We start from the raw sequence: 26,859 nt of genomic DNA, 5'->3' as shown, positions 1-26,859 counted from the left end.
TAGCGGACTATTATTTACCTGTCTTACCTTCTTTACGACGGATGATTTCGTTAACGTATTTGATACCTTTACCTTTGTAAGGCTCTGGTGGGCGTACGCCACGGATGTTGGCTGCCAAAGCGCCAACTTTAGCTTTATCGTAACCTTTAACGATGATTTTAGTGTTAGTTGGTACTTCCACTTCGATACCGTCTTCAGGTGTGAATTCAACTGGATGAGAATAGCCGACGTTCAATACAAGTTTTTGGCCTTGCAATTGAGCACGGTACCCAACCCCTACTAAGTCCAATTCTTTCATAAATCCTTCAGATACACCTACAACCATGTTGTTTACCAACGCGCGTGTAGTACCATGAATTGATTTAGTGAATTTCTCTTCGTTAGGACGAGTGAAAGTAACAGTGTTTCCATCGATCTTGATGCCGATCATTTCATTAAATGTGCTAGTTAATTCGCCTTTCGGGCCTTTAACTGTAACAGTGTTACCTTGTTGAGTAACGGTTACGCCAGCTGGGATTTCGATTGCTTTATTTCCAATACGACTCACAGGGCTGCACCTCCTTTATTTTCTCTTATTTTTTTGAAAATTACCAAATGTAAGCTAATACTTCGCCGCCGATGTTTTTCGCTCTTGCTTCTTTGTCGGTGATAACACCTTCAGAAGTAGACACGATTGCGATTCCTAAACCATTCAATACTTTAGGGATGTCGCCAGTTTTAGCGTATACACGCAAACCTGGTTTTGAAATACGTTTCAAGCCAGTGATGACGCGTTCGTTGTTTGGACCATATTTTAAGAATACACGGATAACACCTTGTTTGTCGTCTGAAGTGTAATCAAAGTTTTTGATGAAACCTTCAGCCTTAAGAATGTTAGCGATCTCTAATTTTGTCTTTGATGCAGGCACTTCTAAAGATTCGTGACGTACCATGTTGGCATTACGAATACGAGTTAAGAAATCTGCGATTGGATCTGTCATGACCATTTACATTATACCTCCTTTTGCGAGTATGGTTAAATTACCAGCTAGCCTTTTTCACGCCGGGAATTTGTCCTTTATAGGCAAGTTCACGGAAGCAAATACGGCAAAGTTTGAATTTGCGATAAACTGAATGTGGACGTCCGCAACGTTCACAACGAGAGTAAGCTTGAGTAGAATGTTTTGCGGGACGTTTGTTTTTAGCAATCATGGATTTTTTAGCCAATTATTATTCGCCTCCTTAGCTTATTTTTGGAATGGCATTCCAAGTTGTGTCAATAATTCTCTTGATTCTTCGTCAGTGTTAGCAGTAGTTACGATAACGATATCCATACCACGTACTTTGTCGACTCTATCATAGTCAACTTCTGGGAAAATCAATTGTTCTTTGATACCTAAAGTATAGTTTCCACGACCATCAAAAGATTTTTTGCTGATCCCACGGAAGTCACGTACACGTGGTAATGAAACTGTTACTAGTTTATCCAAGAAGTCGTACATTCTTTCGCCACGTAAAGTAACTTTAGTGCCGATAGGCATACCTTCACGTAAACGGAATGCAGCGATTGATTTTTTAGCTAAAGTGATGACTGGTTTTTGACCAGCGATCAACGTTAGTTCTTCAACTGCTTTATCTAGGTTTTTTGTGTTTGAAACTGCATCACCCACACCCATGTTGATGACAATTTTGTCAATTTTAGGTGCTTGCATGATTGAGCTGTATTCAAATTTTTCCATCAACGATGGAACGATTTCTTTTGTGTATCTTTCTTTTAAACGGTTCATTTAGAATATCCTCCTTCCTCTAATAATTAATCAATGATTTCGCCGGTTTTTTTGGAAACGCGGACTTTTTTGCCATCTACGACTTTAGATCCTACGCGAGTAGGTTCGCCAGTTTTAGCATCAATTAACATAATGTTAGAAACATGGATAGGTGCTGCTTCTTCAAGAATTCCACCTGTTGGATTTGTTTGAGAAGCTTTGCGATGTTTCTTGACAATATTAATGCCTTCGACAATAACACGATCTTTTTTAGGGAAAGTTTTAAGGATGACTCCTTCTTTACCTTTATCTTTTCCAGTAATGACTTTAACTTTATCACCAGTTTTTACGTGCATGCTTTGTTGCACCTCCTTCATTTATGACAGTTGATTACAATACTTCTGGAGCAAGGGAAACGATCTTCATGTAGTTGTTGTCACGCAATTCACGTGCAACTGGTCCAAAGATACGTGTTCCACGAGGGCTCTTGTCGTCACGAATGATTACACAAGCATTTTCGTCAAATTTGATGTAAGAACCATCTTTACGGTGTGCGCCGTGTTTCGTACGAACGATAACAGCTTTAACTACATCACCCTTTTTGACAACACCACCGGGTGTAGCTTGTTTTACTGTGCAGACGATTGTATCACCAATTCCTGCAAATTTGCGGTTTGAACCACCTAAAACTTTGATAGTTAACACTTCTTTAGCTCCTGAATTATCAGCAACTCTTAAGCGGGATTCTGTTTGTATCACGTCAGTATCCTCCTTCCGGATATAAAATATTTATTTGTCTGATTAGATGATTACTGATTCTTCAACAACTTCAAGTAAGCGGAAGTTTTTAGTAGCAGATAGAGGACGAGTCTCCATAATTCTAACTACATCTCCCATTTTAGCTTGGTTGTTTTCATCATGTGCCTTGTACTTTTTAGAGTACTTAACGCGTTTACCGTAAGTAGGATGTGTTTTTGTTGTAGATACTTCTACAACGATTGTTTTATCCATCTTGTCGGAAACAACAACACCTTGGTAGACTTTACGTTGGTTACGTTCTTCAGTCATTTCGTTGTGACCTCCTTTGCTGATCTACTATTTTTGCAATTCTTGTTGTCGCAATACAGTTTTAATACGTGCAATTGATTTGCGTACTTCTTTCAAGCGGGCAGTATTTTCTAACTGTCCGGTTGCAAGTTGGAATCGTAGATTGAATAATTCATCTTTGAATTGTTTTTCTTTATCAATCATTTCAGCAGTGGATAACTCTTTAAGTTCATTAGCCTTCATTCGATTCACCACCAATTTCTTTACGTTTTACAATTTTTGTTTTAACTGGCAATTTGTGAGATGCAAGACGTAGAGCTTCGCGTGCCACTTCTTCAGGGACGCCTGCTACTTCGAACATGATCTTGCCGCGTTTAACTGGAGATACCCAACCTTCAGGTGCCCCTTTACCAGAACCCATACGGACTCCGATAGCTTTGGATGTATATGATTTGTGAGGGAATATTTTGATCCAAACTTTCCCGCCACGTTTCATGTAACGAGTCATAGCGATACGAGCAGCTTCGATTTGACGGTTTGTGATCCAATGAGAGTCAACAGCTTGCAAACCATATTCGCCGAAAACTACTTCTTTTCCGCCTTTAGCTTCTCCGCGCATTTTTCCACGGAACTCACGACGGTGTTTTACACGTTTAGGTACTAACATTGGTTATTTCCCTCCTTTCTCAGTTGTTTTTTTTGCTGGTAAAACTTCACCACGGTAAATCCAAACTTTAACGCCTAATTTACCATAAGTTGTGTCTGCTTCTTCCCAAGCGTAGTCGATGTCCGCACGCAATGTATGCAATGGAACAGTTCCTTCAGCATGAGTTTCAGCACGAGCGATATCTGCACCATTCAAACGACCAGAAACTTGCGTTTTGATCCCTTTAGCGCCAGATCTCATTGTACGTTGGATTGCTTGTTTTTGCGCACGACGGAAAGCTACACGGTTTTCCAACTGTTTAGCGATACCTTCAGCAACTAATTTAGCATCCAAGTCTGGTCTTTTGATTTCCACGATGTTGATGTGTACTTTTTTACCAGTAAGTTCATTTAACTCTTTACGAGTTTTTTCAACTTCAGAACCGCCTTTACCGATTACCATTCCAGGTTTGGCAGTATGAATAGAAACGTTTACGCGGTTAGCCGCACGTTCAATTTCAATTTTAGAAACAGAAGCTTCGCTTAAGTTCTTTGCGATGTATTTACGGATACGTAAATCTTCATGTAAGAAAGCTGCGTAATCTTTTTCAGCGTACCATTTAGCATCCCAGTCACGAATGATGCCGACACGTAATCCTAATGGATGAATTTTTTGACCCACAGATTATCCCTCCTTCTTTTCTGATACCACGATTGTGATGTGGCTAGTACGTTTCATGATTGGTGAAGCTGATCCTTTTGCACGTGGACGGAAACGTTTCATCGTTGGTCCTTCGTTAACATAAGCCTCGCTTACTACCAAGCTTTCGATATCTAAGTCATAATTATGTTCTGCATTAGCAATTGCTGACATCAACACTTTTTCTACAACGGGCGAAGCGCCACGTGGTGTAAATTTCAGAATGGAGATTGCGTCTCCGATGCTCTTGCCTCTGATAAGATCCACTACTAAACGAACCTTACGAGCGGCAATGCGAACAGTTTGTGCAGATGCTTTTGCAGCTGTGATTTGTTCTGGCATGTTATTTCCTCCCCTCGTAATTAACGGCGACCTGTTTTCTTGTCGTCTGCGGCATGGCCACGGTATGTTCTTGTTGGAGCGAATTCTCCTAATTTGTGTCCTACCATGTCTTCTTGAATGTAAACTGGAACGTGTTTTCTTCCATCATAAACTGCAATCGTTTGTCCGATGAATTGTGGGAAAATTGTTGAGCGGCGAGACCAAGTTTTAATTACTTGTTTCTTTTCGCTAGCTAGAGCAGCTTCAACTTTCTTAATTAAATGTTCATCGACAAAAGGTCCTTTTTTCAAACTACGACCCATGGTGAAGCCTCCTTTCGATTATGTGTTGCTTCAGTTACTTATTGTTGTGATAATTATTTTTTACGTCCACGAACGATTAGCTTGCTAGATTTAGCTTTCTTGCTACGAGTTTTGTAACCAAGAGCAGGTTTACCCCAAGGAGTAACTGGCGCTTTGCGTCCGATTGGAGATTTACCTTCACCACCACCATGTGGGTGATCGTTCGGGTTCATTACAGAACCACGGACAGTAGGGCGTTTACCCAACCAACGGTTACGTCCAGCTTTACCGATGTTAATCAATTCGTGTTGTTCGTTACCTACTGAACCGATTGTTGCACGGCAAGTTGAAAGGATTAAACGTACTTCGCTTGAGTTCAAACGAACTAGTGTATATTTACCTTCTTGTCCAAGTACTTGAGCACTTGTACCAGCTGAACGGATCAATTGACCGCCTTTGCCTGGTTTTGTTTCGATGTTGTGGATAACAGTACCGACTGGGATAGTTGACAATGGCATTGCGTTTCCGATTTTGATATCAGATCCTACTCCAGATTCGATTTGTTGGCCTACTTCGATGCCTTTAGGGGCAATAATGTAAGTTTTGATTCCATCAACATATTGGATCAATGCGATGTTTGCAGTGCGGTTTGGATCGTACTCGACAGCTTTGACGATACCAACGACTCCATCTTTATTACGTTTGAAGTCGATCACACGGTAAGCACGTTTGTGTCCACCAGCTTGATGACGAACGGTAATTTTACCTTGGTTGTTGCGACCGGCTTTTCTTTTGATTGGTTCGACCAAAGATTTCTCAGGTGTTGTTTTTGTAATTTCTGCGAAATCAGAACCAGTCATATTACGACGGCCGTTTGTGGTAGGTTTGTATTTCTTAATCGCCACGTTTTTTCCCCTCCTATTTGATTATTTAAGTAAATTAATTTTCGAATAATTCGATTGTTTTAGAATTTTCAGTCAAAGTGATGATTGCTTTACGGCGTTTTTTTGTATAGCCTTTGTATTTACCCATACGTTTAAGTTTGCCGCGTACATTCATGATGTTTACGTTTTTAACATCTACACCGAACAATGATTCGATAGATTGTTTAACCAATGTTTTGTTAGCACGTACATCCACTTCAAAGGTATATTTCTTTTCATCCATTGCAAGCATAGAAGCTTCCGTGATGATTGGGCGTTTGATAACGTCTGTTGCTTCCATTATATAAGAGCCTCCTCTACCTTAGAAAGAGCAGCTTGTGTCAAGACTAATTTGTTGTTTGAAACAACATCCAATACGTTGATTCCTGTTTCGTTAACGACTGTTACGCCAGGAAGGTTACGTGCTGATAATGCTGCAAAATCGTTGTCGTTTTCTACAACAACCAATACTTTCGTATCAACGTTAAGGTTTTTCAACACATTTGCAAATTCTTTTGTTTTTGGTGCATCGAAGTTCAATGTTTCAACTACGATCAAGTCTCCTTCAGCAACTTTCGTTGAAAGAACTGATTTGATAGCTAAGCGACGAACTTTCTTGTTTAATTTATAGCTGTAAGAACGAGGTGTTGGTCCAAAGACAACTCCACCGCCAACCCATTGTGGTGAACGGATTGAACCTTGGCGTGCACGGCCTGTTCCTTTTTGTTTCCATGGTTTACGACCACCACCGCTGACAGCACTGCGGTTTTTTACTGCGTGAGTTCCTTGTCTTAAAGAAGCGCGTTGCATGATGATTGCATCGTATACAACGTTTTCGTTAGGCTCGATCCCAAAGATTTCTTCATTCAAAGTTACTTCACCGTTTTGTGTTCCATCTTGTTTAAATAAGGCTACGTTTGGCATTTTTCTCGTTCCTCCTCTCTTTTATATTATTTGTTTGCAGCTTTGCGGGCTACTTTGATTTCGATTAATGATTTTTTAGAACCAGGTACGTTACCTTTGATCAGGATTACGTTTTTCTCAACGTCAACCATAACGACTTCAAGGTTTTGGATAGTAACGCGATCGTTACCCATACGTCCTGCTAATTTTTTACCTTTGAATACGCGGGATGGGAATGAAGCAGCACCCATTGAACCCGGACGACGATGGTAACGAGATCCGTGGGCCATTGGTCCGCGGCTTTGTCCGTGACGTTTGATTACGCCTTGGAAGCCATGTCCTTTAGTGGTACCAGTGACATCAACAATGTCGCCTGCTTCAAAGATATCAACTTTGATTTCTTTTCCTACTTCGTATTCTCCTAGCTCAACATTGTTAAATTCACGAATGAAGCGCTTAGGAGCAGTTTTTGCTTTTGCTGCATGACCCTTAGCAGGTTTGTTTGACAATACTTCACGCATTTCTTGGTAGCCTAGTTGTACCGCTTCGTAGCCGTCTGTTTCGTTGGTTTTAACTTGTAAAACAACGTTTGGAGTAGCTTCGATAACTGTAACTGGTACTAACTCACCGTTTGCAGTAAAGAATTGAGTCATTCCTACTTTTTTGCCTAAGATTCCTTTGGTCATGGTAACACCTCCGTTTGTTTTTTATATGATAGGTTTGATTATAATTTGATTTCGATGTCTACGCCGCTTGGTAAGTCAAGCTTCATCAAAGCGTCAACAGTTTTTGTTGTTGGGTTGATGATGTCGATTAGACGTTTGTGTGTAAGCATTTCGAACTGCTCACGAGAATCTTTGTACTTGTGAGTAGCACGGATCACTGTGTATAGTGATCTTTCAGTCGGCAATGGAATCGGACCAGAAACGGTAGCTCCCGTTCTTTTTGCTGTTTCCACGATTTTATCCGCTGATTGATCAAGAGCACGGTGTTCATATGCTTTTAAACGAATACGTATTTTTTGTTTTGCCATGTTGTTCCCTCCTTCGTCAGATGTAATTCATAAGACTAGCTCCACGAAAATTCCCCGGCACACCCGCCGTGACAAAGCGACCGGGTGTGTCGCAACCTCTCGTCTCTTAGCTGCAGTTCCCGAATGAACGGTCCCCAATACATTATTCATAAACATGAATGCCGTACCAATATATTATACATAATCGCATTAGTTAAAGCAAGTCTTTTCTGAAAATAATATTCAGTTTCTGCTATTATCCAAATGACTGGTATTGCCTGAGCACTGTGAAGCATTTTGTCCCTTCACTATTATACTGATCCACAATAAGAATGCAAGCCATATGATAATGCCGAATAACAAAACTCAAAAATTAAACGGACACCAGAATGATATTCGCTCCTCTTAGGTATATCAAAGATACAACTCGAGAAATGCAACTAAATTAAATAAGGGACCGTCTCTCATGAGACCGCCCCTTATTGCTTATTCGTTTGGATATTCCAAAGCTTTCTTACCTTCATCGCCTGTGCTGACACGGATGACGTTTTCTACATTATAGATGAATATTTTTCCGTCACCGATATTACCTGAGTACAAAGCTTTTCTGGCAGCCTCGACTACATCATGGACAGGAACCGTACTGACGACAACTTCGACCCGGATCTTCGGCAGCAAATCCGCTTCAGTCTCTACGCCGCGGTAATAGGTGCTATGCCCTTTTTGCATGCCGTAGCCGAATACATCGAAAACGGTCATGCCTGTGATGCCGATACTGTTCAGTGCTTTTTTCAGACCCTCAAATTTACTTTCGTTCGTGATGATTTCAATTTTAGTGATTTTTGTTTGTGGATCTTGACCGCCAGTTGTTGCGCCGGAGGCTTGGTATTCCACAACCACTGATTTGTCTAAGTCTTCAAGAGATGCATTCGCGAAGGCCAATTCCTGATCGTTGCCTGCGAAAGCGCGCTCCTGGAATTTTTGGAAGGCAGATTTCAATTCACCCGGTACAACCGATGCAGCTGTATTTGAATAATTGGTTTCACTAAAAGCTACAGCCAGACTGCCGTATGCCGTTTCGCCATGAAGAGCATAATCCAATCCAATGTCTTCTTCTTCTTCAGAGACTCGCACTGGCATAAATTTACTGATCAATTTCAACAGTAGATAGGACATGATACCAGCGTATGCAAGTACAGCCAAAATGCTGATTATTTCTGCTATCAAAAGTGATGCGCTGCCGTCAACCAAACCGCCTTCGATTGCAGGGTTGATGCTGCTTGTTGCAAAGATTCCTGTTGCGATTCCGCCCCAGATACCGCCGATACCATGGCATCCGAATGCATCAAGCGCATCATCATAATCAAATTTCTTCTTCAGGACGGATACGCCATAGAAGCAGACGATCCCGCCGATGAAACCGATGGCTAAAGCTGAAATTGGGCTGACGAATCCGGCACCAGGAGTGATCGAAACCAGACCAGCTACAATACCGCTGACGAATCCAAGTGCAGTCGGTTTCTTGTGGATTATCCATTCGCAGATCATCCAGCTTATGCCGGCAGTAGCAGCGGCAGTGTTTGTAGTGATGAAGGCATCCAGTGCAATATCATTGATCGCCAAAGCGCTCCCGGCGTTGAAGCCGAACCAGCCGAATAACAGAAGGCCGGCACCGATCATTGTCATCGGAATATTATGCGGTTTGACGGAATCGTGGTTTTTTCTTTTTCCCAGATAAATGGCTGCTACCAGCGCCGATATACCGGAACTGATATGGATTACGCTTCCGCCCGCGAAGTCGAGTGCACCCAGTTCACGAATCCAACCACCATTTCCCCAAATCCAATGGGCAATCGGATCATAGACGAAAGTCGTCCATAAAAGAATGAAGGCAAGGAATGCTGGAAACTTCATGCGTTCCGCGATGCTTCCTGAAATCAAGGCTGGAGTGATTATGGCGAAAGCCATCTGGAACATCATGAATAGTTGATGCGGAATGGTCGGTGCATAATCGATCGGCGTGAAGCCTACACCGTTGAGTAATGTGAAAGACAAATCGCCGAAAAATTTCGAGTCGCCTCCGAATACAAAAGAATAGCCGAATAATAGCCATTGGATAGAAACGACTGCGATGGCAGCGTAACTGTGCATTGTTGTGCTTAGGACATTTTTCTTCCGGACCATCCCTCCGTAGAATAGGGATAAAGCGGGCGTCATCATCATGACTAAGATCGTTGCGAGGAAGACGAAAGTTGTGTCTGCATAATTAATGTTCTCCATATAGATTCTCCTTTTGCTGATAATTTTTTTGGTGTATTACTGCTTTGTGATGTTTCTTACTTTACACCCTATAAAATATAAAAGCATCAAAATGATGACGAATCGTGTGATGAAAAGTGACATGAACAAGTCGTTATGGACGCTTAATGCTGCGCAAGTTGCCCTAGCAGCAAATAAATGGCTATCCCGCCCTCGATAAGTGCTGTAACTGTGTCATGAAAACGGTTCAATCACTAAAAATGCGTTATATAACCTGACATGAACTGAGGTCGCAACAAAAAAAGTTAAAAATTGGGCAATATATCTGTAAAATAGCTGCGTTCAATGAATGGGTCACCCCAGCAAGCCCAGTCGGAAATCCTGTTTCTTCTATATAATATAAACGCCAATAAAGATAGAACTGAAATGGTAAAAATTCTGGGCTTTCCTCTCCGGGGCGCCCACTGCTCTCACCCCACACAAAAAGACGCTCTATTGAAGAGCGCCTTCCGGGATCGAAATTTTCCAAAAAAAAAAACAGGAGCCTAAGCTCCCGTTTTCCGAATTTTATTTTAAAATAAAATTATTTAGTGATTGAAGCTACAACGCCAGCGCCTACTGTACGTCCACCTTCACGAATAGAGAACTTAGTTCCGTCTTCGATAGCGATTGGGTGGATCAATTCGATAGTCATAGTAACGTTGTCGCCAGGCATTACCATTTCAACGCCTTCTGGTAAGTTACATACGCCTGTAACGTCAGTTGTACGGAAATAGAATTGTGGACGGTAGTTTGTGAAGAATGGAGTGTGACGTCCGCCTTCTTCTTTTGAAAGTACATAAACTTCAGCAGTGAAAGTTGTATGTGGAGTGATTGAACCTGGTTTAGCCAATACTTGACCACGTTGGATTTGCTCACGTGTAACACCACGTAACAAAGCTCCTACGTTATCGCCAGCTTCAGCGTAATCCAATAATTTACGGAACATTTCAACACCGGTAACAACTGTTTTCTTAGTTTCTTCAGCAATACCGACGATTTCAACTTCGTCACCAACGCGGACTTGTCCACGTTCAACACGGCCTGTAGCAACAGTACCACGTCCAGTGATTGAGAATACGTCCTCGATAGGCATCATGAAAGGCTTGTCAGTTTGACGAACTGGAGTTGGGATATATTCGTCAACAGCAGCCATCAATTCCAAGATTTTTTCTTCGTAAGCTGGGTCGCCTTCAAGAGCTCTCAAAGCTGAACCAGCGATTACAGGAACATCGTCGCCAGGGAAATCGTAGTCTGTTAACAGGTCACGAACTTCCATTTCAACTAATTCCAATAATTCTTCATCGTCAACCATGTCGACTTTGTTCAAGAATACTACGATGTAAGGAACACCAACTTGACGAGACAACAAGATGTGCTCGCGAGTTTGTGGCATTGGACCATCAGCAGCAGAAACTACTAAGATAGCGCCGTCCATTTGTGCAGCACCAGTGATCATGTTTTTAACATAGTCAGCATGGCCTGGGCAGTCTACGTGAGCGTAGTGACGAGTTTCAGTTGAGTATTCAACGTGAGAAGTGTTGATCGTGATACCACGTTCTCTTTCTTCTGGAGCGTTGTCGATTGCAGCATAGTTAGATGCTTCAGCGAACCCTTTTTTAGCTAAAACTGTTGTGATAGCTGCAGTTAATGTTGTTTTACCATGGTCAACGTGTCCGATTGTACCAACGTTTACATGGGGCTTTGAACGGTCGAATTTTACTTTTGCCATTTTAAATCATTTCCTCCTCATATTGAGTGCTTATAATTTGTCTAGACTTTAATCGTCTATCGTATAAAGTATACCGATTTGTGCTCGAAAAAGCAATATACAAGCTAAGCAACAGCGAGATTACTCTTCGCTATTTTTTCCGCTCTTCTTGATGATTTCTTCTTGAACAGATTTAGGAACAGCTTCGTAATGATCGAATGTCATTGAGAACGTTCCGCGGCCTTGTGTAGAAGAACGTAAAGTTGTAGCATATCCAAACATTTCTGATAATGGAATGCTGCTCTTAACGATTTGTGCGTTTCCGCGTGCTTCAGTACCTTCGATACGTCCACGACGAGAACTTACATGACCCATTACATCTCCTAAATAGTCATCAGGAACTGTAATTTCTACAGCCATCATTGGTTCAAGGATTGCAGGGTCAGCTTTTTTAGCTGCGTTACGCAAAGCAAGTGAAGCAGCAACTTTAAATGCTGTTTCAGATGAATCGACATCATGGTAAGAACCATCATACAATTTAGCTTTAACGTCAACTAAAGGATAACCAGCCAACACACCGTTTTCCATAGCGTCTCTCAAACCTGCTTCAACTGCAGGGATGTATTCACGAGGAACAACCCCACCGACGATAGCATTTTCGAACTCAAAGCCTTTTCCTTCTTCATTAGGAGTAAACTCAACCCATACGTGACCGAATTGACCTTTACCACCTGATTGACGAACGAATTTACCTTCAGATTGAACTGATTGACGGAATGTTTCACGGTAAGATACTTGAGGAGCACCTACTGTAGCTTCAACTTTGAACTCACGTCTCATACGGTCAACGATGATGTCCAAGTGCAACTCACCCATACCAGCGATGATCGTTTGACCAGTCTCTGGGTTAGTGGAAGCACGGAAAGTAGGATCTTCTTCAGAAAGTTTCTGTAGCGCGATACCCATTTTATCTTGGTCAGCTTTTGATTTAGGCTCAATAGCAACTTCGATAACTGGTTCTGGGAAATTCATGGATTCAAGGATTACTTGTTTCTTTTCATCACACAAAGTGTCTCCTGTAGTCGTATCTTTCAAGCCAACTGCAGCAGCGATATCTCCAGCAAATACTTCTGGGATTTCGTTACGGTGGTTAGCATGCATCTGTAGGATACGGCCTACACGTTCGCGTTTGCCTTTAGTGGCATTCTGAACGTAAGAACCACTTTGAAGAGTACCAGCATATACGCGGAAGAATGTCAGACGGCCTACAAACGGGTCAGTCATAACTTTAAATGCTAAGGCTGCAAATGGCGCTTCGTCGCTTGCAGGAACAGCGATTTGTTCTTCAGTATCTACGTCAGTACCTGTGATGGCAGCAACATCCAATGGTGATGGAAGGTAGTCAATAACTGCATCAAGCAACAATTGAACACCTTTATTTTTGAAAGCAGAACCGCAAAGCATCGGGAAAAATTCTACATTACATGTAGCAGTACGGATGCCTTGTTTCAATTCTTCTTTCGTAATTTCTTCACCATCAAGATATTTTTCCATCAAAGCTTCATCAGTTTCAGCAACAGCTTCAACTAATTTAGTATGCCATTCTTCAGCTGCTTCAAGATATTCCGCAGGGATATCCTCTTCATGGTATTCAGTACCTTCGTCGTTGTCATAGATTTCAGCCTTCATTTCGACTAAATCGATGATACCTTTGAATGTATCTTCAGAACCAATCGGCAATTGAATCGGATGCGCATTAGCATTCAGACGGTCATGGAGAGTGTCTAAAGAGTATAAGAAATCTGCACCCATTTTGTCCATTTTGTTAGCGAATATAATACGAGGAACACCATAAGTTGTAGCTTGACGCCAAACTGTTTCAGTTTGAGGTTCTACGCCTGATTGTGCATCAAGTAAAGCGACAGCGCCATCCAATACACGCAGGGAACGTTCAACTTCAATAGTGAAGTCCACGTGTCCAGGAGTATCGATGATGTTTACGCGATACCCTTTCCATTGTGCAGTAGTAGCAGCTGAAGTGATGGTAATACCACGTTCTTGTTCTTGTTCCATCCAGTCCATTTGTGAAGCACCCTCATGGGTTTCACCGATCTTATGGATTTTACCGGTATAGTACAAAATACGTTCAGTTGCCGTTGTTTTACCAGCGTCAATATGAGCCATGATACCGATATTTCTCGTATTATGTAGAGAAAATTCTCTTTGTGCCATCTTCTTCAAACACCTCTCTCTTTTAAAAGTAATTGCAAGTCCATTTTATTAAAAAAATGGTGACTTATACAACCATAAAGCAAATTTCTTGCAAGAAAAAATTCTTGCAAGAAAATTTTACCAACGGTAATGAGCGAAAGCTTTGTTAGCTTCTGCCATTTTATGTGTATCTTCACGTTTCTTAACTGAAGCACCAGAGTTGTTAGCAGCATCCATAATTTCTTTAGCTAGACGCTCTTCCATAGTATCTTCACCGCGTAGACGAGAGTAGCTTACCAACCAACGTAATCCTAAAGCCATACGACGATCTGGACGTACTTCGATAGGAACTTGGTAGTTAGAACCCCCTACACGACGTGCTTTTACTTCTAAAACAGGCATGATGTTTTTCATAGCTTGTTCGAAAACTTCCAACGGGTCGTTTCCTGTAGATTCTTTGATCATTTCAAATGCGTTATATAAGATTGTAGCAGCTTTACCACGTTTCCCATCAACCATGATACGGTTGATCAAACGAGTCACCAATTTTGAATTGTAAATTGGATCTGGCATTACTTCACGTTTTGTAACTGGACCTTTACGAGGCATTCAAATTCCTCCTTCCTTAACTTTTGTTTTTTCATTTATTGTTTAATTATTTTTTCTTAGGTCTCTTAGCTCCGTATTTAGAACGGCTTTGCATACGGTTGGTTACACCAGCTGTATCAAGAGCGCCACGAACGACATGATAACGTACCCCTGGCAAGTCTTTTACTCGTCCGCCACGGATTAGCACCACGCTATGTTCTTGTAGGTTATGTCCGATACCAGGAATGTAAGCTGTAACTTCTAACAAGTTAGACAAACGTACACGAGCGTACTTACGTAACGCTGAGTTAGGTTTTTTCGGAGTCATTGTACCCACACGAGTACAAACACCACGTTTTTGAGGTGAGTTTGTATTTGTTTGAGATTTCTTGAAGCTATTGTACCCTTTTCCTAAAGCAGGAGCAGTTGATTTTACAATAGCAGATTTGCGAGGTTTACGCACTAATTGATTGATTGTAGGCATTGATTTTCCTCCTTCCTCGATGGGATATCTAGGTCCACACATCCAGGTGGTTCCTTTTTAGTTAAAAAAATAAATAAATCGAATATTTCGACTCACTATTCTTTCTGTGACAATCATACACCAGTCAGCACGACTGAAAGATATTGTTCAGGAATCTGTGTATAAAATCACCTTATGAATCATAACATGTATATTTCTGTCCGTCAACCGTTTATCTTGTATTATTTACAATATTTTTCGTTTTTTTATTCGATTCCGGGCGCACCGGCAGCGCGCTATTCTTTAAACATACAAAAGGGCTACCGCAATTTGCAGCAGCCCCTCGCTTCTAAGTTAAATCTCTAGATTTCTCATCGTCGGGAACAGCAGGACATCCCTGATTGATTGACTGTCGGTCAACATCATCACGAATCTGTCGATACCGATGCCCAATCCGCCTGTTGGAGGCATACCATATTCTAAAGCTTCGATGAAGTCTTCGTCAACGCCATGCGCTTCGTCATTGCCTTGCTCTTTTTCCGTAGCTTGCGCTTCGAATCGTTCTCTTTGATCGATCGGATCCGTAAGCTCGGTAAAGGCGTTTCCATATTCCTTGCCCATGATGAAGATTTCAAAACGGTCCGTAAAGCGCGGATCTTCTTCATTTTTACGAGCCAATGGCGAAATCGCCAGCGGATGACCGTAGATGAATGTCGGTTGAACCAATGTGTCTTCCACGAATGCCTCGAAAAATTCATTGATGATGTGCCCTACCGTCATATTCTTCGTGAACGGCACATTGTGTTTTTCCGCCAAAGCTTGCGCTTCTGCGTCCGTCATCGGTGCCCAGAAATCGACACCTGTAATGGATTTGACTGCGTCAACCATGTGGATGCGCGGGTATGGTCCGGCCAAGTTGATTTCGGTACCGTCATAGACCACAGTTGAGGAGCCTTTGACCTTCGTTGTAACCGTCTCAAAGATGCCTTCAACCACTTCCATCACATCGTGGAAGTCTGTATAGGCTGTATACATCTCCAACATCGTGAATTCAGGATTATGGGTTGTGTCGATTCCTTCGTTACGGAATACGCGACCGATTTCATAAACCTTTTCCATGCCGCCGATCACAAGGCGTTTCAAATGCAACTCCAATGCGATGCGCATGTACAATTCCATATCCAATGCGTTGTGGTGCGTGATGAACGGTCTTGCGGTTGCCCCACCAGCCATGTTGTGTAAAGTCGGTGTTTCGACTTCCAAATAGCCAAGGCCATTCAGGTAGGTTCTGATTTCGCTGATAATCTGGCTGCGTTGCACGAACTTGTTGAAGCTTTCTTTGTTGCTGATCAAGTCAAGATAGCGTTGACGATATTTTTGTTCAACGTTCGTCAACCCATGATATTTGTCAGGCAACGGACGCAACGCTTTCGTCAAATGAACAAGCTGCGTCGGTTTGATGGTGACTTCACCGGCATCGGTTTTCATGATTGGGCCAGTTACGCCAATAATGTCCCCGAGATCGGCTTGCTTAAAGATTGCATAATTTTCTTCCCCGACAGCATCTTTGCGCACGTAAATCTGGATTTGGCCTTTGCTGTCCTGCAAATGCGCAAAGCCAACCTTGCCTTTTCCACGTTTGGTCATAATTCTTCCCGCTACGGAAACGATGGTCTCATCTTTTTCTTCGATTTCCTCTTTCGTAAAAGCATCGAACTCTTGATGGATAGTTGCGGATAAATGTGTTCTTACAAAACCATTTTGAAAGGGTTCAATTCCTTCTTCGCGTAAAGTCTGCATTTTTTCACGGCGAATCAGTAATTGGTCATTCATTTCTTCTGAATGTTTTTCTTGACTCAATGAGGTCACTCCGTTCTTAAATCTACTTGTTTCATAATCTTCTTAATATTGCCAATAAAAGAGTGAAAAATCAAGCCGTCTTAGCTATTTATTTCGATTTTTTCGGATGTAGGCGCTTCTTTTGAGGCTTCGCGTTCTTCTATTTCATAAATGAACCGATCCAGCAAGTCGACAACTTCTTGTTGTCTGGATGCAGAAGTGACTGCAGCTTTTGTTCTTGAAGCACGCGGAATGCCTTTCAGGTAATAACCCGCGATGCTGCGGAACTCTTTGACAGCGACTGTTTCACCCTTAAGATCGGTCAATCGATCCAAGTGCAGTTTTGCGATTTCCAATTTTTCACGCGGAGTCGACTGCGGCAACATCTCTCCGGTTTCCAGATAGTGGACTGTCTGTTTGATCATCCAAGGGTTGCTCAAGGCAGCCCGGCCGATCATGACACCATCCACGCCTGTTTCGTCCATCATCCGCTTCGCATCTTCAGGCGTCTTGACATCCCCGTTCCCCAATAATGGGATACGCGTCAAAGCTTGTTTGACTTCCTTGAAGATGTTCCAGTCGGCTTTGCCATCATACATCTGTACGCGTGTGCGGCCATGCATCGCAACTGCAGCTGCACCAGCGCGTTCTGCAGCCAAGGCATTCTCCACTGCAAAAAGATGATCTGAATCCCAACCAGTCCGCATTTTCACAGTTACAGGCTTATCCACGGCATCCACGACAGCGGAAACCATTTCATAGACTTTGCCCGGATCCAACAACCACTTGGCTCCTGCTTCCGCCTTGATGACTTTGCTGACGGGGCAGCCCATGTTGATGTCGATGATGGCTGCTTCTGTGTTTTCCGCTACGTACTTCGCCGCTTCAACCAATGTATCCTTGTTGCCGCCCATGATTTGTACGCTCAACGGATATTCATTCGGTTCGATGTGCAGCATCCGCAAGGTTTTCTCGTTGCGGAATTGGATGCCCTTATCGCTGATCATCTCGCAGACGACCAAACCTGCGCCCATCTCTTTGACGGTGACACGGAAGGCGGCGTTGCTGATTCCGGCCATTGGTGCGACTGCGACCGGATTATTGATTTCAATATTGCCAATTTTATACATTTTTTACTTCCTTTGTTATTTATTTATGGTGATCCCATCCGTTTGCTGGATGCTCGAAAAACTCTTGGACCATTCTATCATCTTACAATCAGTAAGAAAAGAAAAATATCTTGCCTGATGCAGATGACGCATCATCAATAAGAAAAAGGACAAGCCATTCGATCGGCCTGCCCTTCTTATCCATTTGTTATTGTACGCTGAACAAAGGCGTGGACAGGTAACGTTCTCCGTTATCCGGTGCCACAGTCACGACTGACTTGCCTTTGCCTAACCGGATGGCCACTTCGATGGCACCGGCGATGGCAGCTCCACCTGAAATACCCACCAGAATGCCTTCTTCCTGTGCGACACGGCGAGCCATTTCGAAGGCTTGTTCATTGGAGACTTGGACGATACCGTTGTAAAGTGTCGTATCCAAGACTGACGGGATAAAGCCCGCCCCGATACCCTGGATTTTGTGCGGGCCTTTCGGCTTTCCGCTCAACACAGCTGAATCGGTAGGCTCCAATGCATAAATCTCCACATTAGGATTGACTTTGCGTAAAGCCTTGCCGACACCTGTAACTGTTCCGCCCGTTCCGACTCCGGCAATAAAGGCGTCAGGTGTTTTGCCTTCAAACGCCTCGATGATTTCCGGGCCAGTGATGGCTTCATGTACAGCAGGATTAGCAGGATTATCGAATTGCATCGGCATAAAGTGGTCCGGTTGCGCTGCGATTTCCCTTGCTTTCGCAATCGAGCCATTCATTCCTTCAGCGCCCGGAGTCAAAACCAGTTCAGCGCCATAAGCTGCCAACAATAAGCGTCTTTCCATGCTCATCGTATCGGGCATGACAAAAATTGATTTGTAGCCTTTTGCAGCAGCCAGCATAGCTAAGCCGACGCCTGTATTTCCACTGGTCGGTTCAACGATTGTGTACCCGGGTTTCAGTAGGCCTTCTTCTTCCGCTACTTCAATCATATTCAGAGCGATGCGGTCTTTCACACTTCCACCCGCGTTGAACGATTCCAGCTTAACGTAAACATCAGCCACACCCGCGGGTACAACTTTATTCAGTTTGATTATCGGCGTTTCCCCGATTAAACTCGCAATTGAAGAGACTATTTTTACCATGTCGATTCCTCCAGCTCAGATAGATTTTGCTGATCAGTTCCGTCAAACGGATAGATTACTTTCATTGTAGGTTACGTGAAACCGCATTACAAGCGAAACGCCGGCGACATCAGATGTTGGCAGCGCGCTTTTCATCAATGGCCATCACCAGTTCCTGAAGATCCGCTTCCGAATAGTGATATTTTTCGCCACAGAAATGGCAGACAACCTCAGCGCCATGATCCTCTTCGATCATTTCCTGCAACTCGGTCTTGCCGATAGAACTCAACCCTTCGCTGAAACGATCTCTGGAACAATCGCAGTGGAAACGCACAGGCATCTTCTCCAACACTTCCACATTTTCTTCGCCCAATATGCGCGTCAAAATCTGTTCAGGCGTTTCCCCATTTTCCATCAATCTGGAAACTAACGGAATGGCTGCGATATTCTTTTCCACTTTTGTGATTGCTTCATCACTGGCGTCAGGCATCACCTGGATCATGAATCCTCCAGCAGCTTTGATCGAATCATCGGTGTCCACCAGCACGCTCAAACCGATGGCTGAAGGTATTTGCTCAGAATTTGCCATGTAGTAGGTGAAATCCTCGCCCAATTCACCGCTGACAAGAGAAACTTGTCCCGTAAACGGTTCTTTCATCCCTAAATCTTTGATGACGGTTAAGCTACCTTCCGTCCCCACAACTGCACGCACATCCAGTTTGCCATCGCCGTTCAAGGAAAGGTTGACGTTCGGGTTTGCAATATAGGCTTTGATATCGCCCTTGCCGTTCGCATCTGCAAGTATGCGGCCTCCCAGGCCATCCCCATTCACGATGACAGTCATTTTTTCTTCGTTCTTCAATCCGGCAGCAGCCAGCAACAACGTCCCTACCATCGTGCGCCCTAAAGCTGCAGAAGAGGCGCTCCATGTATCATGTCTTCTTTGAGCCTCTGCAACCGCTGCTGTAGCGTCGATCGCATAGGCCCGGAATTGTCCTTCATATGCCAAAGCCTTAATTAAATAGTCACTCATGTATAATCCTCCATCGCATTCTTAAATTGTTTCTCTATCATTCTACTATAGGTCCGAACGAAAGCAACCATACTTTGCTCACTTACTTTTGAAAAGTTGTTCGTTGATGACAAAAAGTCCGGGATTTTCATCCCAGACTTTTTGTTAAACGCTATTTTTTTATTTTTCTTCTGTATCGGTGGCTTCGTTTTCCGATTCTTTTTCTGAATTTTTGTCCGCTTCACTATCTGCAGAAGGTAATGAAACTTCAGATGAATCTTCGGGTTCGTCAGCAGCAAGATCCAGCTCTTCTTGACGAACTTTTTCAGCCTCTTTCTTTTCAAGGGCCCGTTTAGCTTCTTCAAAAGACTGCCCGTTTTCGCTTGGAAATTCTTCAGTGTTCGAGTCCGAAGGCATTTTGCCGGTTTCGAACAAGCTGCGGATTGTTTTCTCATCCAATGTTTCCAATTCCAATAATTTTGCAGCGATCAGATTCAGTTGTTCACGGTGCTCTTCGATGATCTGACGCGCTCTTACATGCGCTTCGCTCATCATACGACGAACTTCCGAGTCAATTTGGTATGCAATATCTTCAGAGTAAGCTTTGGTTTGACCATAGTCACGTCCGACGAATACTTGATGATTCCCTTCATACTGCACAGTGCCCAACTTCTCACTCATACCGTACTCGGTAACCATGCTTCTGATCAAGCCAGTCGCTTGTTCGAAGTCGTTACTGGCGCCTGTAGTTTGGACGTTGAAGACAACTTCCTCCGCAACACGTCCACCAAGCAAGCCAACCACTTGTTCCAACAATTCATCCTTCGTCATAAGGAATCGATCCTCTTTCGGAAGCATGATTGCGTATCCTCCAGCGCGACCTCGTGGAACGATCGTAACTTTGTGGACAATGCGCGCATCGCTAAGGACCATGCCGACTATTGTATGACCGGCTTCATGGAAAGCAACCATTTCACGTTCACGCTTGCTGATGACACGATCTCTCTTGGCCGGACCGGCAATGACACGGTCATGCGCTTCGTCAACATCAAGTGCATCGATTTTTGTTTTATTCCGTCTTGCAGCGACCAAGGCTGCTTCGTTCAATAGGTTTTCCAGATCTGCTCCAGAGAAGCCAGGTGTCTGTTGTGCGACAACTTTCAGATCGACGTTGCTTGCCAACGGTTTATTGCGGGAATGTACTTTCAGTATTGCTTCACGACCTTTTACATCCGGTCTTCCCACCAAAATTTGGCGGTCAAAACGGCCTGGACGAAGCAATGCTGGGTCGAGTACATCCGAACGGTTGGTAGCAGCAATTACGATGATGCCTTCATTACCGGAAAAACCATCCATCTCAACCAATAATTGGTTCAGTGTCTGTTCGCGTTCATCATGTCCGCCACCCATACCGGCGCCACGTTGACGTCCGACAGCATCGATTTCATCGATGAAGATGATTGCAGGAGCGGCCTTTTTGGCTTGCTCGAACAAATCACGCACACGGCTGGCACCGACACCGACGAACATTTCCACGAATTCCGAACCGGAAATCGAGAAGAAAGGTACACCAGCCTCACCAGCGACAGCTTTGGCCAATAAGGTCTTACCTGTCCCTGGAGGTCCTTCCAGCAAAACACCTGCCGGAATTCTTGCGCCAAGTGCTGTGAAACGACGTGGATCCTTCAGGAATTCCACTACTTCAACAAGCTCTTGTTTTTCTTCCTCTGCACCAGCGACATCAGAGAAACGCACTTTCATGGGTTTCTTGGTGGCATCTTCTGACTTAGTTTTACCGAAGTTCATGACATTGCGGTTACCGCCCTGTCCTCCTCCAGCTTGTCCCATCATCATGTACATGAAGAAGATGAAGATGACGATCGGCAATACACTGAACAGGATGCTGATCCATGCGCCGGACTGATCTTCTTCCAACGGCACCATCTGCGTATCCGTCGTTTCAGCGATGTCTGTAATCTGTTTCAGAGTTTCATCATTTGGTAAGACTCTGGTTGTGAAATTCTTCGTTGTTGTACTGGTCGTATCATCAAATAACAGCAGATCGCTGGATGAATCAGCAACTTCCAGTTTTTGTTCAGTGCGGTATTCACCGCTGATTTCATAAACGCCTGCACCCGGTTGGATCGTAAAATTATCAACCTCTTCCGAGTTCAAGGCATCCATAAATTCGCTTGCTGAAATCTCTTGGCTTGTTTCTGTCTCCATACCGCCTGTAATCATTGAAACCACTGCAATGATCGCAAGGAAGATCAACACATAAAAGCCGCTGCTTTTAAGAAAATTATTTTTTTTCATTAGAACCTCCTCGTCAGATATCGTTCTTCGCAGACTTTATCTTACGTCTCATCTTTTTTGTTTGTTCAATATACTGGTATCTCACTAATCATATCATATCTGACCAATTTTAACGAATGATTTTACTCATAAACTTCGGTTTTTAAAATCCCGATATAAGGGAGGTTACGGTACTTTTCATTGAAGTCCAATCCGTATCCCACTACGAACTCGTTCGGGACATTGATCCCAATATAATCCGCTTCCAAGTCCACGACGCGGCGTTCTTTTTTGTCCATCAAAGTGACCACTTTGATGGATTTGGCTTTACGGTATTTGAAGATTTCGATCAGGTAGCTTAACGTCCGTCCGGTGTCGATGATATCTTCCACGATCAACAGGTCGCGTCCGTCCACTGTCGTATCTAAATCTTTCAGAATCTTCACATCTCCACTTGATTCCATTCCAGCTCCGTAACTGGAAACGTCCATGAAATCCAACTCCAGATCGCATGCCATCGCACGAGATAAGTCGGTCATGAACATGACGGCCCCTTTCAGAACGCCAATCACCAACGGATTTTTTCCTTCATATTCTTTCGTCAATTGCGCGCCCAAGTCTTTGACTACTGCGCTGATTTCTTCTTCACTGTATAATACTTCCTTGATATCAGGATGTAACATTTCTTTCACCTCAAAATTTTATTTAATGTAAATCAATCTATAACGCGTTTGTTCATTGTCATTCTCGGACAACCAGACGGACTGGGCATAGCCCGGCACCCATAGAATACGTCCCTCGTCATCAGTGACGATACAGGCTTTTCGTCTTTCTTCATCCGGAATTTTCTTATCCACAAAAAGCCGGCTCACTTTTTTTGTGAATGGCTGATTTTTGTTCAAAACTATCTTGTCGCCCGTATGCCGGGAACGCACAGTAAAAGGCATCAGTGCCAAATCGTCCTTGATTCCAACGATCTGAGCATCCTCCGGTAGTCCTTTTGAAAACGCATTATCGCCATGAAATAATCCTATTCTACCATGAGAAGGCAAGGTTACCCATTTATTTAGCTCCAATACTTCAGAAAAATCGGAAAAAGCGATCCTGACAGAATCAGGGGATAAGAAAGTAAGTTTATCATACCTTTTTCTGGCCTGCCACCCTCCTGCCAAAGATATTTGCTTTTGGGGAGATTGGTTTTCGATAAGATCCATGATGGCAGTCAACTGGCTCCTCCGGAAGTCATGTCCTGCCGGTATCATCTGCTCCGTCACAAAATGACTAAGCGTGAGCCGTTGCAAGGAACCGTTACACATTTGCCATGCGACCAGATCCAATACCCAGTCCGCTTCAACTTTGGTGAACAACGAACGAAACGACTGGACTACAAGAGGTTGAACGGCAGTCAATACATCCTGCAGATCTTCCGAAAAATCGCCGAAATGCTTGGATGCTTGGTTGTTTTCCGCCTTCAGTAGGGGAATGATGCTGTGCCGGTATCTGTTCCGCGTGAAAGTCAGCTCTGAATTGGTTCTATCTTCCCGATAAGGAATTCCAGCCATTCCACAAATCTGATAAAGTTCGTCTTTTTGAAACGCCAACAGCGGGCGGACGAGTTGCCCAGGGCCAAAAGTACGCGTCATTGAGATTCCGGAGATACCTTTCAGCGTGCTCCCCCTCACCAGACGCATCAGAATCGTCTCCAATTGATCATCGGCATGGTGAGCTGTCGCCAAGTGAGTCGCTGGCCATTTTTCCATCATATCAGCAAAGAAGGCATAGCGGAATTCTCTTGCTGCCATTTCCAGGTTCGACCTCGGGTGGCTTTCTTCGGACCAGTGTTCTGAAAAAAATGGTATCCTTTTATTTTGACAGTAGTCTTGGATCATCCGGAATTCCTCATCTGACTCTTCCCTAAGATGATGGTGGACATGCACCACCGCGAACTGCGGTTGCCATTCCGACGGTAGCTGTTGGACAAGCCCCAGCAACGCCATGGAATCCGCACCTCCTGATACCGCCAAAAGCAAACGGCTTTCTTTATCCCAAAGTTGCTGGCGTTCCAACTCTTTGCATAGACGCAGAATATATTCCTGCATAACATCCCTGCTCTCTTTCCTAGTAAAGCAAAAAAGAGGGTGCGACAATCGGTTTCCCTTTTGCCCATCCTCTAGAAATTACTATTTTCTATCCACGTCTGCCGCCACGGCCGCCACGTTTGCCTTCCGTATTGCGCTTTATGGAAGTCAGACGGTCTTCGCTGTCCTTTAAGAAGCTGCTCATCAACGAGTCAAAGTCGTTTTTAAGACCTTTATCCTGATGGGCTGAGAAATCTTTTCTGCCTTTGGAAAAAGAACCTTCTGGACGAGGAGTTGTACTTTTTTGATAAGGTCTACTTTCTCGTTGGGGTCTGGTAACTTCCCCTGCTGGCTTGTCCACAGCTTTACGGATGGATAGGCCAATCTTCCCATCATCGGCAATGGACATAACCTTTACGATCACTTCATCGCCAACCTTCAAAACATCCTTTATTTCCTTTACAAAAGTATCAGAAATTTCACTAATATGAACTAATCCTGTCTTACCGCTACCTAAATCAATGAATGCACCAAAATTTGTAATCCCTGTAACTTTTCCTGATACTTTATTTCCAACTTCAATTGACATAAAAAAAAAGTTCCTCCTTCATTTTTGCTCAGCTAATTATAACACGGATTTTGCAGAAAAAAATAGAATCTTTATTCATCAATGGATTCATGAATCCGAATCTGCCGCATGCTCTTGTTTCTCGGCCATTTTTGTCTGATTATCTTCAGGCAAACTGAAGATGATTTCACCATCTTTACTCAAATAATATTTACCGCGCGCCAATTTGGCGATGTATTCATCATCCTGCAACAATTTGACTTCATAAGTCAATTGCGTATTTTCGTCCTTAGCCTGCTTTTTCGCTGTTTGGGCCAAAGCAATGGCAGAATCGAGATTACGGATTTCCAGCCAGTTTCCGACTGTTTTCCACAGGCAAGGCAAAATCAGGGCAGCGCCGAAGAAAAAAATCAGGGACAATCTTCTCATATGGGCTTTCTTTTCCCTCTGAAATATACGTTTCTGACTGTGCTGCGCCTTGGTAAAATCATTTTGCATCACGGTAACGTTGTCAGCTGTCGTTTTCTTCGTCTTTTCCTTCACCCCGATCGCCTCCTTGAAAACTTCCACATCCACATTATCTCTGAATAGTTTTACTCATGTAAAAGTATAGAAGAAACAGCGCGGATTGTCCATGGCCTTTCGCATCATCAGAAGCGATTTTCTTCCGGTCTGGGTGCAACCGTTTCGCTGATGAGGGTATACATTTCCTGCGCTTCATCTTTTTTGGTCGTTTCCACGATTTTGTCGACGCGCACGACGACGGTTTTGTTCCCGAATTGTAGCGTCATTTCATCTCCGGCTTTGACAGTCGAACTCGACTTAGCTTGCTTGCCGTTGATCAGGATGCGCCCCTTGTCCGCCACTTCTTTGGCCACTGATCTGCGTTTGATCAAGCGGGAAACTTTCAAAAATTTATCTAGTCTCATCAGAATTCCCCTTTTCTTTTACTTTTATTGCTTGCCACATCTTATCGATTTCTTCGATCGTATCAGCCTTCACCCCATCAAAAACATGCGGATGGCGGCGGCGCAATTTTTTGTTCAATGTTTCCAGGATATCTTCCATCGTGAAAAAGCCTTCCCGTTCGCCAAAAGAGGCGTGATAAAAAACTTGGAGAAGAATATCGCCCAACTCTTCGATCAGGTTATCAATATCATCGTTCTGGATTGCTTCCGCCACTTCTTCGCATTCTTCCTTCAGATAAGGCAACAGACTTTCGTGGGTCTGCGATTGTACCCAAACATCTTTTTCTACGATGGCATCCATGTAGGCCTGGGTCAACTCAAAACTTTTCGTGCGTTCATCTGTATCAAGCGGCGGAACATACAAAGAAAGCAGGTTATGCACGCCCTCAAGCCTGTCCATCTCGTACAACGGGCACCAAGTCACTTTCTGCATCTTGGTTCCTGCCGCATCGACCAAAGCCACTTGATGCTCATCCGGATATTTCTCCATCAGCTTCAATTTCACATCGCTGGCGACAAATTCATTGAAAACCTGCATGATGATCAGGTGATTGCCTAAACTCAGCTGGTCCTGGTGGAAGGACAAACCATCCAACAACTGGAAGCCCTCAATCGGATCGATGGCCACCGCCTGAAAGAAGTCGTCGATGAAACTCTTTCCGCCGACGATTTCCACATCGATCCCCGCCTCGTTTTCCAGCAAATGCTTAACGGAGTCCTCCGCAACCAATGGGTGTCCCGGCACGGCATAAATCAGATCTTGCGTCTTTGCTTTTTCCAATAAATAATCTGCTATCTGACGGTATACGTCATCAAAATTATCCTTCGATTCATATATGTGATCAAAACTTTCAAACTGCACGCCTGCAGCCTTCAGATTCTCAACGACCGGATGCTCTTTGGTCCGCAGATGGACGAATTCAGCTGCCAGCAAGCGACTGTATACGCCATAAGGCAGTTGTTCCAAATCACCGGCCCCAAGCCCCATTATTTGAATTTTACCCATA

General features: G+C 43.6%; 33 protein-coding genes and 1 pseudogene. All 34 read right to left on the bottom strand.

From position 1 onward, the window contains the following. Positions 1-10 precede the first annotated feature (10 nt). The gene (gene rplF, locus WBM30_RS00880) at positions 11-547 is read right to left on the bottom strand and encodes a 50S ribosomal protein L6 (RefSeq protein ID WP_424898938.1); all 537 of its coding nucleotides are present in this window, start codon (positions 545-547) and stop codon (positions 11-13) included. 40 nt (positions 548-587) lie between these two features. Next, a complete protein-coding gene (gene rpsH, locus WBM30_RS00875; protein WP_086626913.1) occupies positions 588-986 on the bottom strand; it encodes a 30S ribosomal protein S8 in 399 nt (132 codons plus the stop codon). A gap of 34 nt (positions 987-1,020) precedes the next feature. After that, complete coding sequence (locus tag WBM30_RS00870; RefSeq protein ID WP_072763659.1) at positions 1,021-1,206, bottom strand: type Z 30S ribosomal protein S14; 186 nt, start codon at positions 1,204-1,206, stop codon at positions 1,021-1,023. Between the two features lie 20 nt (positions 1,207-1,226). Then, on the bottom strand, positions 1,227-1,766 hold the full coding sequence (gene rplE / locus WBM30_RS00865; RefSeq protein WP_086987322.1) for a 50S ribosomal protein L5: 540 nt from the start codon (positions 1,764-1,766) through the stop codon (positions 1,227-1,229). A 26-nt stretch (positions 1,767-1,792) separates the two neighbouring features. Further along, positions 1,793-2,101 carry a 50S ribosomal protein L24 gene (rplX, locus tag WBM30_RS00860; RefSeq protein ID WP_068558971.1) on the bottom strand — a complete coding sequence of 103 codons (309 nt, stop codon included), beginning with the start codon at positions 2,099-2,101 and terminating at the stop codon, positions 1,793-1,795. A gap of 34 nt (positions 2,102-2,135) precedes the next feature. Further along, positions 2,136-2,504, bottom strand: a complete 369-nt coding sequence (gene rplN, locus WBM30_RS00855; RefSeq protein ID WP_068558973.1) for a 50S ribosomal protein L14 — start codon at positions 2,502-2,504, stop codon at positions 2,136-2,138. Positions 2,505-2,546: 42 nt separating this feature from the next. Next, positions 2,547-2,813: a 30S ribosomal protein S17 gene (gene rpsQ, locus WBM30_RS00850; protein ID WP_086987321.1), complete on the bottom strand. Its 267-nt coding sequence runs from the start codon at positions 2,811-2,813 to the stop codon at positions 2,547-2,549. Between the two features lie 27 nt (positions 2,814-2,840). After that, positions 2,841-3,035, bottom strand: coding sequence for a 50S ribosomal protein L29 (gene rpmC / locus WBM30_RS00845; RefSeq protein WP_086626910.1), 195 nt, complete (start codon positions 3,033-3,035; stop codon positions 2,841-2,843). Beyond that, positions 3,025-3,459 (bottom strand): 50S ribosomal protein L16, encoded by a 435-nt coding sequence (gene rplP / locus WBM30_RS00840; RefSeq protein WP_068558979.1) that lies wholly within the window; start codon positions 3,457-3,459, stop codon positions 3,025-3,027. Before rplP ends, rpmC begins: the two co-directional genes overlap by 11 nt. A gap of 3 nt (positions 3,460-3,462) precedes the next feature. Further along, entirely contained in the window at positions 3,463-4,119 is a 657-nt protein-coding gene (gene rpsC, locus WBM30_RS00835; RefSeq protein ID WP_086987320.1) for a 30S ribosomal protein S3, read from the bottom strand. Between the two features lie 3 nt (positions 4,120-4,122). Further along, positions 4,123-4,479 carry a 50S ribosomal protein L22 gene (gene rplV, locus WBM30_RS00830; RefSeq protein ID WP_107994920.1) on the bottom strand — a complete coding sequence of 119 codons (357 nt, stop codon included), beginning with the start codon at positions 4,477-4,479 and terminating at the stop codon, positions 4,123-4,125. Between the two features lie 20 nt (positions 4,480-4,499). After that, complete coding sequence (gene rpsS, locus WBM30_RS00825; protein ID WP_068558985.1) at positions 4,500-4,781, bottom strand: 30S ribosomal protein S19; 282 nt, start codon at positions 4,779-4,781, stop codon at positions 4,500-4,502. Positions 4,782-4,834: 53 nt separating this feature from the next. After that, positions 4,835-5,665 (bottom strand): 50S ribosomal protein L2, encoded by an 831-nt coding sequence (gene rplB, locus WBM30_RS00820; RefSeq protein WP_086626907.1) that lies wholly within the window; start codon positions 5,663-5,665, stop codon positions 4,835-4,837. A 34-nt stretch (positions 5,666-5,699) separates the two neighbouring features. Next, positions 5,700-5,984 carry a 50S ribosomal protein L23 gene (gene rplW / locus WBM30_RS00815; protein WP_068558989.1) on the bottom strand — a complete coding sequence of 95 codons (285 nt, stop codon included), beginning with the start codon at positions 5,982-5,984 and terminating at the stop codon, positions 5,700-5,702. Continuing rightward, the gene (gene rplD / locus WBM30_RS00810) at positions 5,984-6,607 is read right to left on the bottom strand and encodes a 50S ribosomal protein L4 (protein WP_068558991.1); all 624 of its coding nucleotides are present in this window, start codon (positions 6,605-6,607) and stop codon (positions 5,984-5,986) included. The genes rplW and rplD overlap by 1 nt, the downstream gene beginning before the upstream one ends. Positions 6,608-6,633: 26 nt before the next feature. Then, positions 6,634-7,272 (bottom strand): 50S ribosomal protein L3, encoded by a 639-nt coding sequence (rplC, locus tag WBM30_RS00805; protein ID WP_086626906.1) that lies wholly within the window; start codon positions 7,270-7,272, stop codon positions 6,634-6,636. A gap of 38 nt (positions 7,273-7,310) precedes the next feature. Further along, complete coding sequence (rpsJ, locus tag WBM30_RS00800) at positions 7,311-7,619, bottom strand: 30S ribosomal protein S10 (protein ID WP_068558995.1); 309 nt, start codon at positions 7,617-7,619, stop codon at positions 7,311-7,313. A gap of 465 nt (positions 7,620-8,084) precedes the next feature. Further along, positions 8,085-8,492 (bottom strand): P-II family nitrogen regulator, encoded by a 408-nt coding sequence (locus WBM30_RS00795; RefSeq protein ID WP_424898964.1) that lies wholly within the window; start codon positions 8,490-8,492, stop codon positions 8,085-8,087. A gap of 174 nt (positions 8,493-8,666) precedes the next feature. Next, a pseudogene (locus WBM30_RS00790) lies at positions 8,667-9,869 on the bottom strand (ammonium transporter); the annotation flags it as partial. 571 nt (positions 9,870-10,440) lie between these two features. Then, a complete protein-coding gene (tuf, locus tag WBM30_RS00785) occupies positions 10,441-11,628 on the bottom strand; it encodes an elongation factor Tu (protein WP_086987318.1) in 1,188 nt (395 codons plus the stop codon). A gap of 120 nt (positions 11,629-11,748) precedes the next feature. After that, a complete protein-coding gene (gene fusA, locus WBM30_RS00780) occupies positions 11,749-13,839 on the bottom strand; it encodes an elongation factor G (RefSeq protein WP_424898936.1) in 2,091 nt (696 codons plus the stop codon). A 117-nt stretch (positions 13,840-13,956) separates the two neighbouring features. Further along, positions 13,957-14,427, bottom strand: coding sequence for a 30S ribosomal protein S7 (rpsG, locus tag WBM30_RS00775; RefSeq protein ID WP_086626904.1), 471 nt, complete (start codon positions 14,425-14,427; stop codon positions 13,957-13,959). Positions 14,428-14,473: 46 nt separating this feature from the next. Next, positions 14,474-14,890, bottom strand: a complete 417-nt coding sequence (rpsL, locus tag WBM30_RS00770; protein ID WP_424898935.1) for a 30S ribosomal protein S12 — start codon at positions 14,888-14,890, stop codon at positions 14,474-14,476. 333 nt (positions 14,891-15,223) lie between these two features. Further along, positions 15,224-16,702, bottom strand: a complete 1,479-nt coding sequence (gene lysS / locus WBM30_RS00765; RefSeq protein ID WP_424898963.1) for a lysine--tRNA ligase — start codon at positions 16,700-16,702, stop codon at positions 15,224-15,226. Positions 16,703-16,809: 107 nt separating this feature from the next. After that, positions 16,810-17,838: a tRNA dihydrouridine synthase DusB gene (gene dusB / locus WBM30_RS00760; protein WP_424898934.1), complete on the bottom strand. Its 1,029-nt coding sequence runs from the start codon at positions 17,836-17,838 to the stop codon at positions 16,810-16,812. A 187-nt stretch (positions 17,839-18,025) separates the two neighbouring features. Then, positions 18,026-18,952: a cysteine synthase A gene (gene cysK / locus WBM30_RS00755; protein WP_424898933.1), complete on the bottom strand. Its 927-nt coding sequence runs from the start codon at positions 18,950-18,952 to the stop codon at positions 18,026-18,028. A 109-nt stretch (positions 18,953-19,061) separates the two neighbouring features. Further along, positions 19,062-19,964 carry an Hsp33 family molecular chaperone HslO gene (hslO, locus tag WBM30_RS00750; protein ID WP_424898932.1) on the bottom strand — a complete coding sequence of 301 codons (903 nt, stop codon included), beginning with the start codon at positions 19,962-19,964 and terminating at the stop codon, positions 19,062-19,064. A gap of 159 nt (positions 19,965-20,123) precedes the next feature. After that, a complete protein-coding gene (ftsH, locus tag WBM30_RS00745; protein WP_424898931.1) occupies positions 20,124-22,259 on the bottom strand; it encodes an ATP-dependent zinc metalloprotease FtsH in 2,136 nt (711 codons plus the stop codon). A 122-nt stretch (positions 22,260-22,381) separates the two neighbouring features. Then, the gene (gene hpt, locus WBM30_RS00740; protein ID WP_107994914.1) at positions 22,382-22,921 is read right to left on the bottom strand and encodes a hypoxanthine phosphoribosyltransferase; all 540 of its coding nucleotides are present in this window, start codon (positions 22,919-22,921) and stop codon (positions 22,382-22,384) included. 18 nt (positions 22,922-22,939) lie between these two features. Beyond that, positions 22,940-24,337, bottom strand: coding sequence for a tRNA lysidine(34) synthetase TilS (gene tilS / locus WBM30_RS00735; protein WP_424898930.1), 1,398 nt, complete (start codon positions 24,335-24,337; stop codon positions 22,940-22,942). 88 nt (positions 24,338-24,425) lie between these two features. Next, entirely contained in the window at positions 24,426-24,905 is a 480-nt protein-coding gene (locus tag WBM30_RS00730; protein ID WP_086987310.1) for a S1 domain-containing RNA-binding protein, read from the bottom strand. An 87-nt stretch (positions 24,906-24,992) separates the two neighbouring features. Continuing rightward, entirely contained in the window at positions 24,993-25,427 is a 435-nt protein-coding gene (locus WBM30_RS00725) for an FtsB family cell division protein (protein ID WP_424898929.1), read from the bottom strand. Between the two features lie 107 nt (positions 25,428-25,534). Beyond that, a complete protein-coding gene (locus WBM30_RS00720) occupies positions 25,535-25,813 on the bottom strand; it encodes an RNA-binding S4 domain-containing protein (RefSeq protein ID WP_424898928.1) in 279 nt (92 codons plus the stop codon). After that, positions 25,800-26,858, bottom strand: coding sequence for a MazG nucleotide pyrophosphohydrolase domain-containing protein (locus tag WBM30_RS00715; protein WP_424898927.1), 1,059 nt, complete (start codon positions 26,856-26,858; stop codon positions 25,800-25,802). Before WBM30_RS00715 ends, WBM30_RS00720 begins: the two co-directional genes overlap by 14 nt. Position 26,859: the final 1 nt, after the last annotated feature.

Origin of the sequence: Trichococcus sp. (genome assembly GCF_049684335.1) — a bacterium.
Classification (GTDB): domain Bacteria; phylum Bacillota; class Bacilli; order Lactobacillales; family Aerococcaceae; genus Trichococcus.
This window is presented reverse-complemented; position numbering and strand designations above follow the sequence as displayed.